We start from the raw sequence: 14392 nt of genomic DNA on the forward strand, positions 1-14392 counted from the left end.
TTTCAGGCTGTTGCCGGCATGTTCGCAGGCCGCAGTGGATCGGGTTCAGGCCGGCTTGCCCGCGATGGGCAATTGCAGGGTGAAAGTCACGCCGCCGTGCGCGTTGTTCTCGAACCGGATCTCGCCGCCGTGCTTCTCCGTGATCACGGACCACGCCATCGCCAGGCCCTGGCCCGTGCCCTGGCCGACTTGCTTGGTGGTGAAGAACATCTCGAAGACGCGCGAGGCGATGTCCGGCGCGATGCCGGTGCCGGTGTCGGCGACGGTGACGAACGCATGCGTCGCGTCGCAGGAAGTGGTGATCCCGATGGTGCCCCGGCGGTCGGTGCCGGCGTTCCTCTGGGCGATCGAATGGGCGGCGTTGACGATCAGGTTGAGCATGACCTGGTTGATGTCGCCGATCAGGCAGACCACCGGCGGCAGGGCGCCGAAATCGGTCTTCAGATCGGCGACGAAGCGGTATTCGTTGCGCGCGATGGTCAGGGTGCTCTGGATCGCCTGGTTCAGGTCCGAGGGCGCCATGACGTCGTTGGCCGGATGCGCGAACACCCGCATCGCCCGGACGATGGCGCTGACGCGGTCCAGGCCGTCCTGGCAGCGCGCGAAGGCCTTGGGGATGTGCTCGGCGAGATCGCCGACGTCGATCTCGTCGGCGCTGCCCACGAGCGCGGCGGCGGCGGCTTCCAGGCCGTCCGGGCCCGGGGACGCCGCGCCGTCGCCGAGCTGCCGGCGCAATGCATCGACGTGCCCCAGGCACGCGAGCAGGTCGTCGGAGGCCTGCCGCAGGAAATGCACGCTGTCGTTGACGAACTGGATCGGCGTGTTGATCTCGTGCGCGATGCCCGCGGCCAGCGTGCCGACCGAGGCCATGCGGTCGGCCAGGCGCAGGCGCGCCTCCAGCCGGTTGCGCTCGGCCAGGTCGTGGCAGACCGCGACCAGCAGCACGGCCTTGCCGTGCTCGTCGCAGATGGGGGACTTGGTCGTGTGCACCCGGATCACCTCGCCGTCGGCGCGCGTCAGGGGCTCGTTGGGGACGACGATGGTCTGGTGGTCGTTGAAGACGGCGGCGTCGGCCTCGACGTACTGGCGCGTGTACTCGGGGCGGTAGTGCGAGGTGTCGACGACCTTCTTGAAGTGCTCCTTCGACATCCCGTAGGCGGCGCGGAAGGCGGCGTTGGCCCAGACCAGGCGCGAGCCGGGCGCCTTTAGGAGCAGCATGTCGGGGACGGCGTCGAGGATCTGCTTGAACAGCGTCTCGATCTCCTCCTTGGAGAGCTTGTCGAGTTCCTGGCTCAGGCTTTGCATCGTCTCGCGTCCGTTCGTCCGTCCATTGAAAATCCGGTGTGAAGGGTCATGATAGGCAGCGCTCCATGCCCCCACAACATCGTTTCCCCATCCCTCGATCACCAACCCCAACGAAGCAGGACCATGACTCAGCCCCTTTCGCCCCGGACCATCGCCATCGTCAAGTCCACCGCTCCCGTCATGCAGGCGCATGGCGTGGCGATCACGACGCGGATGTACGAACGGCTGTTCGACGCCCATCCCGACATCGAGGCGCTGTTCGACCGGGCCGCCATGACCTCGGGCGCCCAGCCCCGGCGACTGGCCGGGGCGATCCTCGCGTTCGCGCAGAACGCCGACGACCTGGGCGTGCTCGGCGGCGCCATCGAGGGCATCGCCAGCCGCCACGTCCGCACGCACATCCGGCCCGAGCACTATCCCGCCGTCGCCGAGGCCCTGCTGCCGGCGATCCGCGACGTCCTGGGCGATGCCGCCGACGACGACGTCCTCGCCGCCTGGGGCGAGGCCTACTGGTTCCTGGCGGACGTGCTGAAGGGGAGGGAGGCCGAGCTGTACGCGGCGCAGGCGGCCTGAGGGAGCGGGAAGGCGGCGCGACGCTGTCGAATCCGTGGAGCGGGTGAAGGGAACAAAATTTCGTTCACCATCACTCCTAATCAAATCAACAACTTAGCTCAAAAGTTGCCTATTATTTAAGCAGTAATGTGTGGGTTAGATGTGTGAGTAGCCAGTCTAGCGCATCCACTGTGACAGTGAATGCTGGTCCTTGACCCCTGCTGTGATACGTAGGACTTGATAGACAGGAAATAAAAAAGCACCTCAAGGGTGCTTTTTTGCTGTTAATTACTGAATTACTAAATAATTGGCATCATCTAATTATCAGAGTAACTATATCAATTTATTCGAATCTAAATTTGGAAGCCTCAAGATACTCTTCCACGTTATCAATTCCAATCCATTTTCGATTCAAACCGTCGGCAACAAATCCTGTTGTCATTGAACCTCCAAATGGATCTACAACCGTATCACCTTCATCAGTCAGCATTTTGATAAAAAATTCCGGCAATTGGGCAGGAAACCGGGCAGGATGAATTTTCATTCCTGCGGCTTTACATTTTTTTGTATAGCCATCATTGCTTGAATTATTTCCCATCTTAAACATATCAACAGGGATTTCATCTTCAATCATATTTGGTGGAATTGAGCCACCGCTATGAATTTTATCCCAAGATTCATTAATATTATGACCAGATGGACGGGTAGTGGACTTCACCCCTTTGGCATTCAAGCGAAGCATATCTTTTGAGTACGGCCTCAAAACTTTGCGGTTGTCAGCCTTAGGCCAAGGTGTTTTGGAGAACCACCACACGTACTCAACGGCATCTTTGACACGAATTCGGCGTACGGTCACCCACTCAGCAGGTGCAGGCATCTTTGCTGGGTTGTACCAAAAGGTCTCTTGTGCCAAGTGCAAGCCCAACTCTTCTACGAGTGCTGCAACCAGCTTGAAGTGATAGATGCTACGGGTAGGCTGACCCTTCTGCCAAGTCCCACCAATGTTGAGAACAAAGCTTCCATCGTCGGTTAGGATACGTTTGATCTCTTTGGCAAATTCCATGAACCAAGCGACATAGTCGCCTTGACTCACATTGCCATATTCTTTTTTAAAATGGAGGGCGTACGGCGGAGAAGTAAAAACCAAATTAACTGAAGAATCTGGGATTTTTTTAAGAACTTCCAATGCATCAGCATGGAAGACTATCCCCGTTCGAGTTTCATAAAACGGCTTCACACCTTTGACTAGTTCAACGGGTGACTTCATATCGGCACTGAACAAGCTTTCTTGTTCGTTAGTGGCAGTGGTCATCTAGCGACATCCTAATTTTTAACAGACGCCAAAGTCTGGCGCGCTTCGAACACCAACGCAAGGCCCCATCGTGACCCCTGAAGAGATAAATACAATCATCGGCTCGTTGTCTTGGCAAGATCAACAGCATTTGCAAATCGAATTACGAAAAATTCATCCCATACACCCGCTCGAAAGTCAATGGAATATTTCTGCGGAATTCATATTGGAAGCAATCGCCAGGAGTCAAGATATAACAAAAAGAGGAGTGCGCGGCATCGTTGCTGAACTTACCTTTTTAAATTATATCATAACTCCGATGGAGCGATTGGGATGGAGAAATATTCCACTAATCGGAGATCTTCCCTATGATGCATTAATAGAGCATTCCAGTGGGAGACAAGTAAAAATTCAAGCCAAAAATCAACGAATGAAACTTGGGTTCCCACTATATGCAACTCAGCAATCTGCGAGAAAATTCTCAGGGTTTGAAAATTGGTGGGTGGCAGAATGTCAGAAAACCAGATCGGGCATAGATGCTGATGGTTTAAGTACCAGGCCTTATCGATTCGGAGAATTCGATATATTAGCTGTTTGTCTTCACCCATCAACAAACGATTGGTCGAAATTTATGTTCACGCCGAGCACTCGGCTTTTTCCCAGGCCTGCAACCCCAAATTTGATCGAAATATTCCAACCTGTACCACCTTCAAAAACAGGATACTGGACGGATAATCTAGAGGAATGCATAAATTGGTTATAGGCTTTTCCTGTCAATAGTTAATTTGAACTATACATTGGAGGGGTTGACTTTCAACCAGAATATGTCAATATAGAATCGTCAGGATTGACGGCACTAACAACATTGTGACGACAACGAAAAAGCCACCTAATCAGGTGGTTTTTTTATTGGCTTGACATTTTTGAACAAATTTGTTTAGTTGGTCTTGTCAATAGGTGGTGCACGTCAGTCCTGACAGACTCCCGGTTTCTACCTGCTCAGTAAGTTCCTTTAGGAAGGTTTGATTCAGTAGACGAAGCGGAAAACAATAGCAACTACCTGGTAATCCAGCGCTTAAGCCGAACCCAATAAAGTAAAAGATTACAGACACAAGGCGGTAGAAATACTGACTGAAGGGATTAAAGCGGATTTTGTGCATAGTCTCACCGAAGCTAAAGCGAACCGGGCACAAGCAGTGTGAATACTGCGAATCGTAAAAAGTTGAGAGATTTACCTTCTCACTCAGGATAATGGCAACAGAGATTTTTATTGCTCTGAAGACACCCAAGAAACATAGCCCACCCCGAAAAATTTTAAAAAATTTGGGTTGGGGTGAGCTATTTTCAGGACCCGGCAGGGGACTGAAAATAGTCAAAGTAAGAATTAGAGTGAAACCAGAGTAAATATGGAGGCGAAGCACTAGTATTCGACTGGCGAAGCTGGAACTCTGCAAGAGATGTAGTTAAAGAAAATAAATGGAGCGGCTGCGCAAATTACAATTTGAGATTTTGAATATTTGAGTTTCTTCTTAAAATATCATTCTCAATCAAGACATTAGAAAATTTTTTCTGCAAATCCTTGTTATCTATTTGCAACTGATCTAACTGCTGAATGGCTTTTGTTTGTCTGTTAAGTTTTTCTTGAAGAGCTTCTTTTTCACTTTCCAGCTTGTATCGCAACTTTTTTGCATCATCTTCAACACGCTTCCAATTGGTCAAAATTTTCTTAGCCTGCTGAATTAATTTATTTTCATAGACCGTGCTGGCAAATAATCTGGCTACTTTTGAGATTATTTTTGCTTCCTGCTCATTTAAATAAACCTCGGGGTTCAACATACTTTTTATCGTAGGCGCATCCAGCTTCACAATCTTCTTTAAATTCTCAGTGCTTACCTTGGCTGGTTGTTTGATTTGGTCATAGAACTTCTTAACTTCTTGGTGAGTAGCTCTGGAGCCTTTGGAGCCACGTTGCAAGCCAAAATCTTTGTTGTGGGTGGCATACCTAGTCTGTAGAACGCTCAATGCGTTCCTGGCCCCTAAAAAATGCCTGCAATTTAACTTGGCTTTTGGGTCAATGGGTACTACAAAAACTTCGATGTGTGGAGTTTTTTCGTCCATATGAAGATACATGCAAAGAATATTTTTTTCTCCATGCTCCTTTTTCATGAAGTTAATTTGAGCTTCACACCATTTTTTTAACCTTTCGTCCCGTTCATTTTTTGGACCTTCGTCAAAAAATTCTGGACTCGCAGTCAACAAATATTCGATTGCAAGCACTCCATTTTTTCGAATATTATTTCCAGCTTGCTCATATTTTTCGAGAAAATTTCTGAGACCTTCTGCATAATTTTCTTGACCCAGCAGCAATTTATTGCGACTTAACTTTGCAGGGTCGGCGTTCGGAGTTTCTACACGTCTGTAGGTGTGATTTTCTCTTGACTGTAGACTGGCTATTGACTTGTGTTTTCTTTTTCTTATTATTGCGTACATGGTATCCCTGCTTTCGGTTTTCTTCTTATTCTCTCTTTATCTTATATGGTTTTTGGGCTTTGTAAAATTTCCACGTAAAGTGGAACTCACTCCACAATTTACTGCGTAAATTATCCCCACTGCGTGGGGGTTCGCCCCTTCGGGGAAATACCAAAATACCAACAGCCTTCCGCACATAAAAAAAGCCGCCTACTGGCAGCTTTATTTTAAGCACGGCCTTTTTTAAAAGACCTGTTTTCCGCCATCCGGCGCTCTGGCTTCGCAGATGTTACTTTCGATTTTCAAGTGTAAGGGTAACGCTTCAAAATCTTTACGCTACGCCCGTTTCTTTGTAGTCTGCTCCGATGTTACTTTTACTCGTCTTTCAGTCAAACACCGTGTAAGCATTGAGAAAATCGAAGTTATCAAAATCAATTTTCTTGTGCCAGTCCAATGTCTCAATCGCTTCCTTGAGTGCAGTCATCGGCAGTTCATGCAGATAATTGTAGTGAGTTGATTTATCACTGACATGGCCCGAGAGCACATAAATGGTGGAGTTGTTTACCTTACGGGCAACCAGTCTTGTGATGACTGTGTGCCTCAAAGAGTAAAAGCAATTGTCATCTTCCTTGACTCCGACCTCTTCCAAATATTCAGAAAATTTTCTGGACAGGTTCTTTTTTGTGCCGTTGTGACCATTCTTCAAGTACCAAAAAAGCTTTTCTTTTGACTTGATTTTCTCCAAATAGTCAAACAGCCCCATTTTAATCAACTGGGAATGGATGGGAACAGGACGAATGCCCGCCGCAGTTTTGGCATCTTTGACCTGAAAAAAGTAAACGCCATCATCCTGCCTGATGTTTCTAATTTCAAGAGTGGTAATTTCTTCTGGCCTCATTCCTGTATAAAGACAGATGAGTGGGCCCCAAAAATAATCAGGCTTGTTGGCAAAACTCTTATAAGTAGACCAGTCAAAGATGGTTTTCAGGTCATCTTCATAAAACTGGTCCCGAGCCTTCAACTGCTTTTTGCTGTTCTTGATGTACATCCCATCAACCGGGTTGACTTGCTCCACCCTCAAGCCGTTCTTGATGGAGTAATCAAACAAACCTTTGAGGCATCCCAAAAATCCATTGATGGTATGAGGCACCTTCTTTTCTGCCAGCATCTTATTCTTAAAGGTTTTGATGTCTTCTTTTGAATAGGAGTTGATGTCTACATTGGAAAAATAATTCCTAAAAAATTCGAAGGATTTTTTGTACTTGTAGACAGTGGTAGCTTTCAGGGCCGGCGTAATTTCACTCAGATAATCACGCACTGCCTCATCATAAAGAGTGACTTTAATATTATTGACGGGAACCGATGCAACTGCTGGCAGTGGCTGTCCTGCTTGGGCTTGGCCCATAGCTTGCAGGATTCTCAATCCCCGCTCCTGCTCTTCGGGCGTGTCTGCCTGAAAAATGCCATTTTTCAGGTCAATATTAATTAGCTCACGAATATTGTCAAAATCAATGTAGGGCTTGGTCATTTCTACTCGCAAATTAAGGACGGCAGCTTTGGCCCGTGCTACCTTATTTTCGCGGGTTTTCAAAGAGAAATACATTGACTTCTGTTGCAGACCAGCGACAGAACGAGGAAGCACCAGCCGGAAGAAGTAGAGACCAGACTTGGCGTCCCGAATGAGCCGGGGCATGTGGATCGGCATGTTGGAGGCTCCAACTGCCTAAATTTTCAGCGCCTGTGTGAGTATCAGGTGTGAGTTTGATTCTTCAGCTACCCTAAAATATCGTTATAAATCAACGACTTCAGGAAGATGGAGCGGGTGAAGGGAATCGAACCCTCGTCAGTTGCTTGGGAAGCAACAGCTCTGCCATTGAGCTACACCCGCGTCGGAGGCGGATTGTAGGGGCTTCGGGTCCCGCGACATCGCAGTGGCCCAGTCCGCATCCGCAGACACCGCGACGCGGCCCGGTCCTGCCGCAGTGCAGCATGCGGCGCGCCAAGAATCGGGGCTTCACCACCGACTGGAGCCTCGTCCCCATGGCCGACACGATCGCCGAATTCATCGTCAAGACCCTCGCCAGCGTCGGCGTCGAACGCATGTGGGGCGTCACGGGCGACAGCCTCAACGCGATCAACGACGCCTTGCGCGCGCACGGCGGCATCGAATTCATGCACGTGCGCCACGAGGAGGCCGGCGCCTTCGCGGCCGGGGCCGAGGCGGCGGCCACCGGCAAGCTGGCGGTGTGCGCGGGCAGTTGCGGCCCCGGCAACCTGCACCTGATCAACGGCCTGTTCGACTGCCACCGCAGTCGCGTGCCGGTGCTGGCCATCGCCAGCCACATCCCGACCGCCGAGATCGGCCTGTCGTACTTCCAGGAGACGCATCCGACCGAGCTGTTCCGCGAGTGCAGCCACTTCTGCGAGATGCTGACCAGCCCGCAGCAGCTGCCCGAGCTGCTGCACCGGGCATTGCGCACGGCCATCGGGCAGAACGGCGTGGCGGTGCTGGTGATTCCGGGCGACGTGTCGCTGCTGGAGATGCCCAAGGGCGTGTCGACCGACTTTCCCGTGCTGGCCGCGCCGCGCCTGGTGCCGGCCCGATCGGAGATCGCGCGCGCGGCCGAACTGCTCGACGGCGCCACCAAGGTGACGATCCTCGCCGGCGCCGGTTGCGCGGGCGCGCACGACGAGCTGGTCGCGCTGGCCGACCGGCTGGCCGCGCCCGTCGTGCATGCCTACCGCGGCAAGGAGCACGTCGAATGGGACAACCCTTTCGACGTCGGCATGACGGGGCTGATCGGCCTGTCGTCGGGCTACGCCGCCGTGATGGACTGCGAGGTGCTGCTGATGCTGGGCACCGACTTCCCGTACCGGGCGTTCTATCCGAAGGACGCCAAGGTCATCCAGGTCGATCGCGATCCGTCGGCGCTCGGCCGCCGCACGCCGCTGGCGCTGGGCGTGATCGCCGACGTGCGCGAATTCGCGGCGCTGCTGGCACCGGAGATCGGCGAAGGCCGTTCGCGGACCTTCCTGGAGACGTCGCGCCGGAACTTCCAGGACGCGCAGAAGGGCCTCGACGACCTGGCGACGCCGCGCGAGGCCGGCCAGCCGTTGCATCCGCAGTACGTCTCGAAGATGGTCGACGCGCTGGCGGCCGACGACGCGATCTTCACCGCCGACGTCGGCACGCCGGTGGTCTGGGCGGCCCGCTACTTCCGAATGAACGGCCGGCGGCGCCTCATCGGTTCGTTCAACCACGGCTCCATGGCCAACGCGATGCCGCAGGCGCTGGGCGCGCAGGCGGCGTTCCCGGGACGGCAGGTGATCTCGATGTCCGGCGACGGTGGCTTCGCGATGCTGATGGGCGACCTGTTAAGCGCGGTGCAGCTGAAGCTGCCGATCAAGATCGTCGTGCTCAACAACGGCTCGCTCGATTTCGTGGAGATGGAGATGAAGGCGGCGGGCTACCTGTCGACCAACGTGGCGCTGAAGAATCCGGACTTCGCGGCCATGGCCAACGCCATCGGTCTGCTGGGCCTGCGCGTCGAGGATTCGGAGAACCTGGAGGCCGCGCTGACGGCGGCCTTCGCGCACGACGGGCCGGTATTGGTCGACGTGGTGGCGGCGCGGCAGGAACTGATCATGCCGCCGAAGATCCAGGCCGAGCAGGCCAGAGGCTTCAGCCTGTACGCGCTGCGCGCGATCCTGTCGGGGCGGGGGGACGAGGTGCTGGAGCTGGCGAAGACCAATCTGCTTCGCTGATCGATCCATCGCACTGGAATGAGGTTGACGAGCCTTACCCCCGGCACTGACTACGCAGTTAGGGCTGCTTGGTTCCCCACCTGACCCGGTTGGCCGCTTCACCATGCGGGGAGGCCCGTCAGCACGCATTCTAAACCGAAGCTTGCTTGCCCCTCGTCGATCCCGGTCATTGGACGGGCGCTCCACAGGTCGTGCGCCCGCATCGCCCTGTCGCCGGACCGACCCACCGCCCCACGTAAAATCGCACCGATGTCCTATCTCGTGCTCGCTCGCAAATACCGGCCCCGCAACTTCGAGGAAATGGTCGGTCAGGAGCACGTGGTGCAGGCGCTGTCGAACGCGCTGACCACCGGGCGGCTGCATCACGCCTACCTGTTCACCGGCACGCGCGGCGTCGGCAAGACGACCGTCTCGCGCATCCTGGCCAAGTCGCTCAACTGCCAGGGGTCCGACGGGCATGGCGGCATCACGGCCCATCCGTGCGGCGTGTGCCAGGCCTGCGTCGACATCGACGCCGGCCGCTTCGTCGACTACACCGAACTCGACGCCGCCTCCAACCGGGGCGTCGACGAGGTGCAGGCCCTGTTGGAGCAGGCGGTCTACAAGCCGGTGCAGGGGCGCTTCAAGGTCTTCATGATCGACGAGGTTCACATGCTGACGAACACCGCGTTCAACGCGATGCTCAAGACGCTGGAGGAGCCGCCCGAGTACCTGAAGTTCGTCCTCGCCACCACCGATCCGCAGAAGGTGCCGGTCACGGTGCTGTCGCGCTGCCTGCAGTTCAACCTGCGCCCGATGGCGCCGGAGACCGTGCTGGAGCACCTGACGCAGGTGCTGGCGACCGAGCACGTCGAGGCCGATCCGCAGGCGTTGCGCCTGCTCTCGCGCGCGGCGCGCGGGTCGATGCGCGACGCGCTTTCGCTGACCGACCAGGCCATCGCCTTCGGCAACGGCGTGCTGCGCGAGGATGGCGTGCGCCAGATGCTCGGCAGCGCCGACCGGGGCCACGTCTTCGGCCTGATCGACGCCCTGGCGCGCAGCGACGGCCGCACGGTCGTCGAGACCTCCGAGGCGCTGCGCCGCGACGGCATCGCCGCCGCGTCGACGCTGGAGGAGATGACCGCCGTGCTGCAGGCGATGGCCGTGCTGCAGGCCGTGCCCTCGCGCGCCGCCGCGGCGGCCTCGAACGACGCCGATCCCGACGCCGCCGAGATCGCGCGCCTCGCCGCCGCCATGCCCGCCGACGAGACGCAACTGCTCTACAGCCTGTGCCTGCACGGCCGGGGCGAACTCGGCCTGGCGCCCGACGAGTACGCGGCCCTCACGATGGTGCTGCTGCGCCTGCTGGCCTTCAAGCCGGCGGGCACGCGCCCCGTCGAGGCGGCGGCGGGCACCGAGACGGAAAAAAAAACTCCGCCGGATGACCGCCGGCTGACGCCGCCCGCGACGGCGGCGCGTCCGATGCCTGCCGAGCGCGGCGGCGCGGAAGTCTCGGCGGCCGATGTCGATACCGACGTCGATGTCGATGTCGACGTTGTTGCCGAGGCCGAGCATGCCCCGGTGACGTCTGGCGTCGCGGCATCGAGTCCGATGGCGACCATGTCGTCGATGTCGCGCCCGACGACCTCACCGGCGTCGATGAATGAAGCGCCCGCACCGACCGCGCCGACCGCTGCAACGGCACCGCTTTCTTCGTCGACGGCCGCGCCGTCGTTCGTCTCCCGTGCCACCGCGCCGCACGGCCATCGCCTGCCGGTGCGCGAGACGCCCGCGCCCGTGGCCGTGGCCGACGCGGCGCATGCCGATGCCGGCGAGCCGCCGGACGACCTGCCGCCCGCCGATCACGTCCTGGCGATGCCGGTGCGCGTGCAGCCGCCGCCTCGCGGCCGCGAAACGCCGCCGCGCGATCGATCGGTGGTCGACGCGGGCGACGCGGTGCGCCGTGTGGCCGGTGCCGGCATGCCCGGCGCGAGCGCCGCGTCCCAACCCATCGAGCCCAGCGAGACGGGCGACTTCTGGCACGCCACCGTCACGCGGATGGTGGTGGCCGAGGCCATCACGGCCCTGGCGCGCGAACTGGCGCTGCAGTCGCAGCTGGTCGCGCGCGACGCCGAACGCTGGCTGCTGCGCGTCGAGCGCGAGTCGCTCAACCAGCCCTCCAGCCGCGAGCGGCTGCAGGCCGCGCTCGCCGGGCTCGGCCACGCGGTGACGGTCGCCATCGAGATCGGCGCCGTCGCCGACAGCCCGGCGCGGCGCAACAGGCTCGCCGCCGAAGCCCGCCAGCGCGCGGCGGAGGAAGCCATCCACAACGACCCCGAGGTGCAGTCGATGATGCGCGACTGGGATGCGAAGATCGTCCCCGGTTCGCTCAAGCCGGCCTGAGTCGGCCGACGCGCACGACGCCTCCTTTTCCTTTCCATTCACCTTTCTCAGGATCAAGACCATGTTCAACAAGGGACAACTCGCCGGCCTCATGAAGCAGGCCCAGGCCATGCAGGACAACCTCAAGAAGGCGCAGGAGGAACTCGCCCACATCGAGGTCGAGGGCGAATCCGGCGCCGGTCTGGTGAAGGTGCTCATGACCTGCAAGCACGACGTCAAGCGCATCACCATCGACCCCAGCCTGCTGGCCGACGACAAGGACATGCTGGAGGACCTGGTCGCCGCCGCCTTCAACGCCGCCGTGCGCAAGGCCGAGGAGGTGAGCGAGCAGAAGATGGGCAAGCTCACCGCCGGCCTGCCGCCGGGCATGAAGATGCCGTTTTGAGCGCGCCGCACCATGGCTGACGCCAGTTCGCTCGACGCCCTCGTCGAGGCCCTGCGCCGGCTGCCCGGCGTGGGCGTCAAGTCCGCCTCGCGCATGGCCTTCCACATGCTGCAGCACGACCGCGCCGGCACCGATCTGCTCGCCCGCGCGCTGCAGCAAGCGGCGGCCCACGTGCGCCATTGCGACCGCTGCAACACTTTCACCGAAGGCGAGCTCTGCAACGTCTGCCGCGATCCGCGGCGCGACGCGACCAAACTGTGCGTCGTCGAGACGCCGGCCGACCAGGCCGCGCTGGAGCGCACCGGCGCCTTCCGCGGCTACTACTTCGTGCTGATGGGCCGCCTGAGTCCGCTCGACGGCATCGGGCCGCGCGACATCGGCCTGCAGAAGCTGTTCGATCGCGCGCTCGACGGCGTGGTGAGCGAAGTCATCCTCGCGACCAACTTCACCGCCGAGGGCGAGGCCACGGCACACGTCGTGGGCGAGACGCTGCGCCAGCGCGGCCTCACGGTCACGCGACTGGCGCGCGGCGTGCCGGCGGGCAGCGAACTCGAGTACGTCGACCTGGGCACGATCGCCCACGCGTTGGTCGACCGCCGCTGACCAAGAAAGAACATCCCCGATGACCATTCCGTCCCTGACGTTCGCCTACTGGTGCGTTCTGATCGCCGCCGTGCTGCCCTACCTGAGCGCCTACCTCGCCAAGGCCGGCGCCTACGGGCCGCGCGACAACGCCGCGCCACGCGAGTGGGCGTCGCGCCAGAGCGGCTGGCGTTCGCGCGCCAACGCGGCCCAGGCCAACGGCTTCGAAGGGTTGCCGTTCTTCATCGGCGCGGTCGTGATCGCGCACCAGCTGGGCGCCGCGCAAGGGCGCATCGACCTGCTGGCCGGTGCCTACGTGCTGCTGCGGGTGGTCTACGTCGGGCTCTACGTGGCCGGCATCGGCGGACTGCGCAGCGCGGTGTGGGCCCTGGGATTCCTGGCGAACGTCGCCATCCTTTTCGCGGGGCGATAGCAGCGTCGCACCGCCGCGGAAACGGTGCCGGCGACGGGCCAGTCGAATGCCTTCGTCGTCGCGTGGAAACCCGCACGGGATGTTCCCGATGACGTGGCGCGGACACGCGCTCTAAGCTCGATCAAGACCACGATGAACGGACGGGGCGCGACGAACGGACGCGGCTTCGGAGAGAACCAACGCTCAATGACGAATCGCCGCACTTTGCTCCATGTCGCCGCAGCGCTCGGCGCCGCCTCCATCCCATGGCCCGGCGTCCGGGCGCAGGTCAGGCCGGAGAAGAATCGGGTCACCCTGGCCGTGGGTGGCAAGTCGGCCTTCTACCACCTGCCGCTCACCATCAGCCAGCAACTGGGCTACTTCCACGACGAGGGACTGGATGTCGAGATCGCCGACTTCGCTGGCGGCGCGCGCGCCCTGCAGGCGGTGATCGGCGGTACCGCGGACCTCGGCGCCGGCGCCTACGAACACACCATCAACCTGCAGTCCAAGGGCCAGGTCTTCCAGTCGATCGTGCTGCAGGCGCGCGCGCCGCAGATCGCCGTGGGCGTGTCGACGCGGGCCCTTCCGGGCTACCGCGGCATCGCCGAACTGCGTGGCCGGAAGATCGGCGTCTCCGCGCCGGGCGCGTCGACCCACATGGTGGCCAACCTGGTGCTGACGCGTGCCGGACTGCATGCCGGCGATGCGAACTTCGTCGGCGTCGGCATCGCGGCGGGCGCCCTGGCGGCGATGCGCGCCGGGCAGATCGACGCCATCAGCAACGTCGACCCCGTGATGACCATGCTCGAGCAGAAGGGCGACGTGAAGATCGTCTGCGACACGCGCACGCAGAAGGGCACGCTCGAGCTGTTCGGTGGGCCGATGCCCGCGGCCTGCGTGTACGCGCCGGCCGAATTCGTGCAGAAGAATCCCCGCACCTGCCAGGCGATCGCCAACGCGGTCGTGCACGGCCTGAAGTGGCTGCAGACGGCCGGGCCGGGCGACATCATCAAGACGGTGCCGGAGGCCTACCTGCTGGGCGACCGCGCGCTGTACCTGTCGGCCTTCGACAAGATGCGCGAGGCGATCTCGGTGGACGGCATGGTGCCGTCCGACGGCCCGAAGACGGCGCTGGCCGCGCTGGCTGGTTTCGACCCCGCCATCCAGGGCGACCGGATCGATCTCGACAGGACCTACACGAACCGCTTCGCGCTGCGCGCGAAGGACCGCTTCCACGCCTGAGCGC

At 59.0% G+C, this 14392-nt stretch carries 12 protein-coding genes, 1 tRNA gene and 1 other RNA gene; 8 read left to right on the forward strand and 6 right to left on the reverse strand.

Annotation, left to right across the window (positions count from 1 at the left end):
- Positions 1-45: 45 nt before the first annotated feature.
- A complete protein-coding gene (locus tag ABID77_RS02245; protein WP_429590231.1) occupies positions 46-1305 on the reverse strand; it encodes a PAS domain-containing sensor histidine kinase in 1260 nt (419 codons plus the stop codon).
- A 123-nt stretch (positions 1306-1428) separates the two neighbouring features.
- On the opposite strand from ABID77_RS02245, the gene ABID77_RS02250 reads away from it, so the two are divergent.
- Positions 1429-1878, forward strand: a complete 450-nt coding sequence (locus tag ABID77_RS02250; protein WP_429590234.1) for a globin domain-containing protein — start codon at positions 1429-1431, stop codon at positions 1876-1878.
- Between the two features lie 322 nt (positions 1879-2200).
- On the opposite strand, the gene ABID77_RS02255 is transcribed toward ABID77_RS02250, so the two are convergent.
- Positions 2201-3169 carry a DNA-methyltransferase gene (locus ABID77_RS02255; protein WP_429590237.1) on the reverse strand — a complete coding sequence of 323 codons (969 nt, stop codon included), beginning with the start codon at positions 3167-3169 and terminating at the stop codon, positions 2201-2203.
- Between the two features lie 70 nt (positions 3170-3239).
- Here ABID77_RS02255 and ABID77_RS02260 point away from each other — a divergent pair, with 70 nt between their 5' ends.
- Positions 3240-3911: a hypothetical protein gene (locus ABID77_RS02260; RefSeq protein WP_429590240.1), complete on the forward strand. Its 672-nt coding sequence runs from the start codon at positions 3240-3242 to the stop codon at positions 3909-3911.
- Between the two features lie 731 nt (positions 3912-4642).
- On the opposite strand, the gene mobV is transcribed toward ABID77_RS02260, so the two are convergent.
- From mobV to ABID77_RS02275, 3 genes are all read right to left on the reverse strand, one after another.
- Positions 4643-5638 carry a MobV family relaxase gene (gene mobV, locus ABID77_RS02265; RefSeq protein WP_429590243.1) on the reverse strand — a complete coding sequence of 332 codons (996 nt, stop codon included), beginning with the start codon at positions 5636-5638 and terminating at the stop codon, positions 4643-4645.
- Positions 5639-6002: 364 nt separating this feature from the next.
- A complete protein-coding gene (locus tag ABID77_RS02270) occupies positions 6003-7322 on the reverse strand; it encodes a tyrosine-type recombinase/integrase (RefSeq protein WP_429590246.1) in 1320 nt (439 codons plus the stop codon).
- Between the two features lie 109 nt (positions 7323-7431).
- A tRNA-Gly gene (locus ABID77_RS02275) sits at positions 7432-7505 on the reverse strand.
- Between the two features lie 152 nt (positions 7506-7657).
- Here ABID77_RS02275 and poxB point away from each other — a divergent pair.
- Positions 7658-9382, forward strand: a complete 1725-nt coding sequence (poxB, locus tag ABID77_RS02280) for a ubiquinone-dependent pyruvate dehydrogenase (RefSeq protein WP_429590249.1) — start codon at positions 7658-7660, stop codon at positions 9380-9382.
- Positions 9383-9405: 23 nt separating this feature from the next.
- Here poxB and ffs read toward each other — a convergent pair.
- Positions 9406-9502, reverse strand: an RNA gene (gene ffs / locus ABID77_RS02285) — signal recognition particle sRNA small type.
- Between the two features lie 129 nt (positions 9503-9631).
- Between ffs and dnaX the strand changes: the two genes are divergently transcribed.
- From dnaX to ABID77_RS02310, 5 genes are all read left to right on the forward strand, one after another.
- Positions 9632-11764 carry a DNA polymerase III subunit gamma/tau gene (dnaX, locus tag ABID77_RS02290; protein WP_429590252.1) on the forward strand — a complete coding sequence of 711 codons (2133 nt, stop codon included), beginning with the start codon at positions 9632-9634 and terminating at the stop codon, positions 11762-11764.
- A gap of 61 nt (positions 11765-11825) precedes the next feature.
- Positions 11826-12149, forward strand: a complete 324-nt coding sequence (locus tag ABID77_RS02295; RefSeq protein WP_429590255.1) for a YbaB/EbfC family nucleoid-associated protein — start codon at positions 11826-11828, stop codon at positions 12147-12149.
- A 12-nt stretch (positions 12150-12161) separates the two neighbouring features.
- Positions 12162-12752: a recombination mediator RecR gene (recR, locus tag ABID77_RS02300; protein WP_429590258.1), complete on the forward strand. Its 591-nt coding sequence runs from the start codon at positions 12162-12164 to the stop codon at positions 12750-12752.
- Positions 12753-12771: 19 nt separating this feature from the next.
- Positions 12772-13164: an MAPEG family protein gene (locus ABID77_RS02305; protein ID WP_429590261.1), complete on the forward strand. Its 393-nt coding sequence runs from the start codon at positions 12772-12774 to the stop codon at positions 13162-13164.
- 186 nt (positions 13165-13350) lie between these two features.
- Positions 13351-14388 carry an ABC transporter substrate-binding protein gene (locus ABID77_RS02310; RefSeq protein ID WP_429590264.1) on the forward strand — a complete coding sequence of 346 codons (1038 nt, stop codon included), beginning with the start codon at positions 13351-13353 and terminating at the stop codon, positions 14386-14388.
- The last annotated feature ends 4 nt before the right edge of the window (positions 14389-14392 follow it).

The sequence above is a fragment of the Variovorax sp. PvP013 genome (genome assembly GCF_050435945.1).
GTDB lineage: Bacteria > Pseudomonadota > Gammaproteobacteria > Burkholderiales > Burkholderiaceae_C > Variovorax.

What these genes read in the sequence shown, in the direction of transcription:
- ABID77_RS02245 (WP_429590231.1), bottom strand. Translation starts at nt 1,305, where the DNA reads ATGCAAAGCCTGAGCCAGGAACTCGACAAGCTCTCCAAGGAGGAGATC.
- ABID77_RS02250 (WP_429590234.1), top strand. Translation starts at nt 1,429, where the DNA reads ATGACTCAGCCCCTTTCGCCCCGGACCATCGCCATCGTCAAGTCCACC.
- ABID77_RS02255 (WP_429590237.1), bottom strand. Translation starts at nt 3,169, where the DNA reads ATGACCACTGCCACTAACGAACAAGAAAGCTTGTTCAGTGCCGATATG.
- mobV (WP_429590243.1), bottom strand. Translation starts at nt 5,638, where the DNA reads ATGTACGCAATAATAAGAAAAAGAAAACACAAGTCAATAGCCAGTCTA.
- ABID77_RS02270 (WP_429590246.1), bottom strand. Translation starts at nt 7,322, where the DNA reads ATGCCGATCCACATGCCCCGGCTCATTCGGGACGCCAAGTCTGGTCTC.
- poxB (WP_429590249.1), top strand. Translation starts at nt 7,658, where the DNA reads ATGGCCGACACGATCGCCGAATTCATCGTCAAGACCCTCGCCAGCGTC.
- dnaX (WP_429590252.1), top strand. Translation starts at nt 9,632, where the DNA reads ATGTCCTATCTCGTGCTCGCTCGCAAATACCGGCCCCGCAACTTCGAG.
- ABID77_RS02295 (WP_429590255.1), top strand. Translation starts at nt 11,826, where the DNA reads ATGTTCAACAAGGGACAACTCGCCGGCCTCATGAAGCAGGCCCAGGCC.
- recR (WP_429590258.1), top strand. Translation starts at nt 12,162, where the DNA reads ATGGCTGACGCCAGTTCGCTCGACGCCCTCGTCGAGGCCCTGCGCCGG.
- ABID77_RS02305 (WP_429590261.1), top strand. Translation starts at nt 12,772, where the DNA reads ATGACCATTCCGTCCCTGACGTTCGCCTACTGGTGCGTTCTGATCGCC.
- ABID77_RS02310 (WP_429590264.1), top strand. Translation starts at nt 13,351, where the DNA reads ATGACGAATCGCCGCACTTTGCTCCATGTCGCCGCAGCGCTCGGCGCC.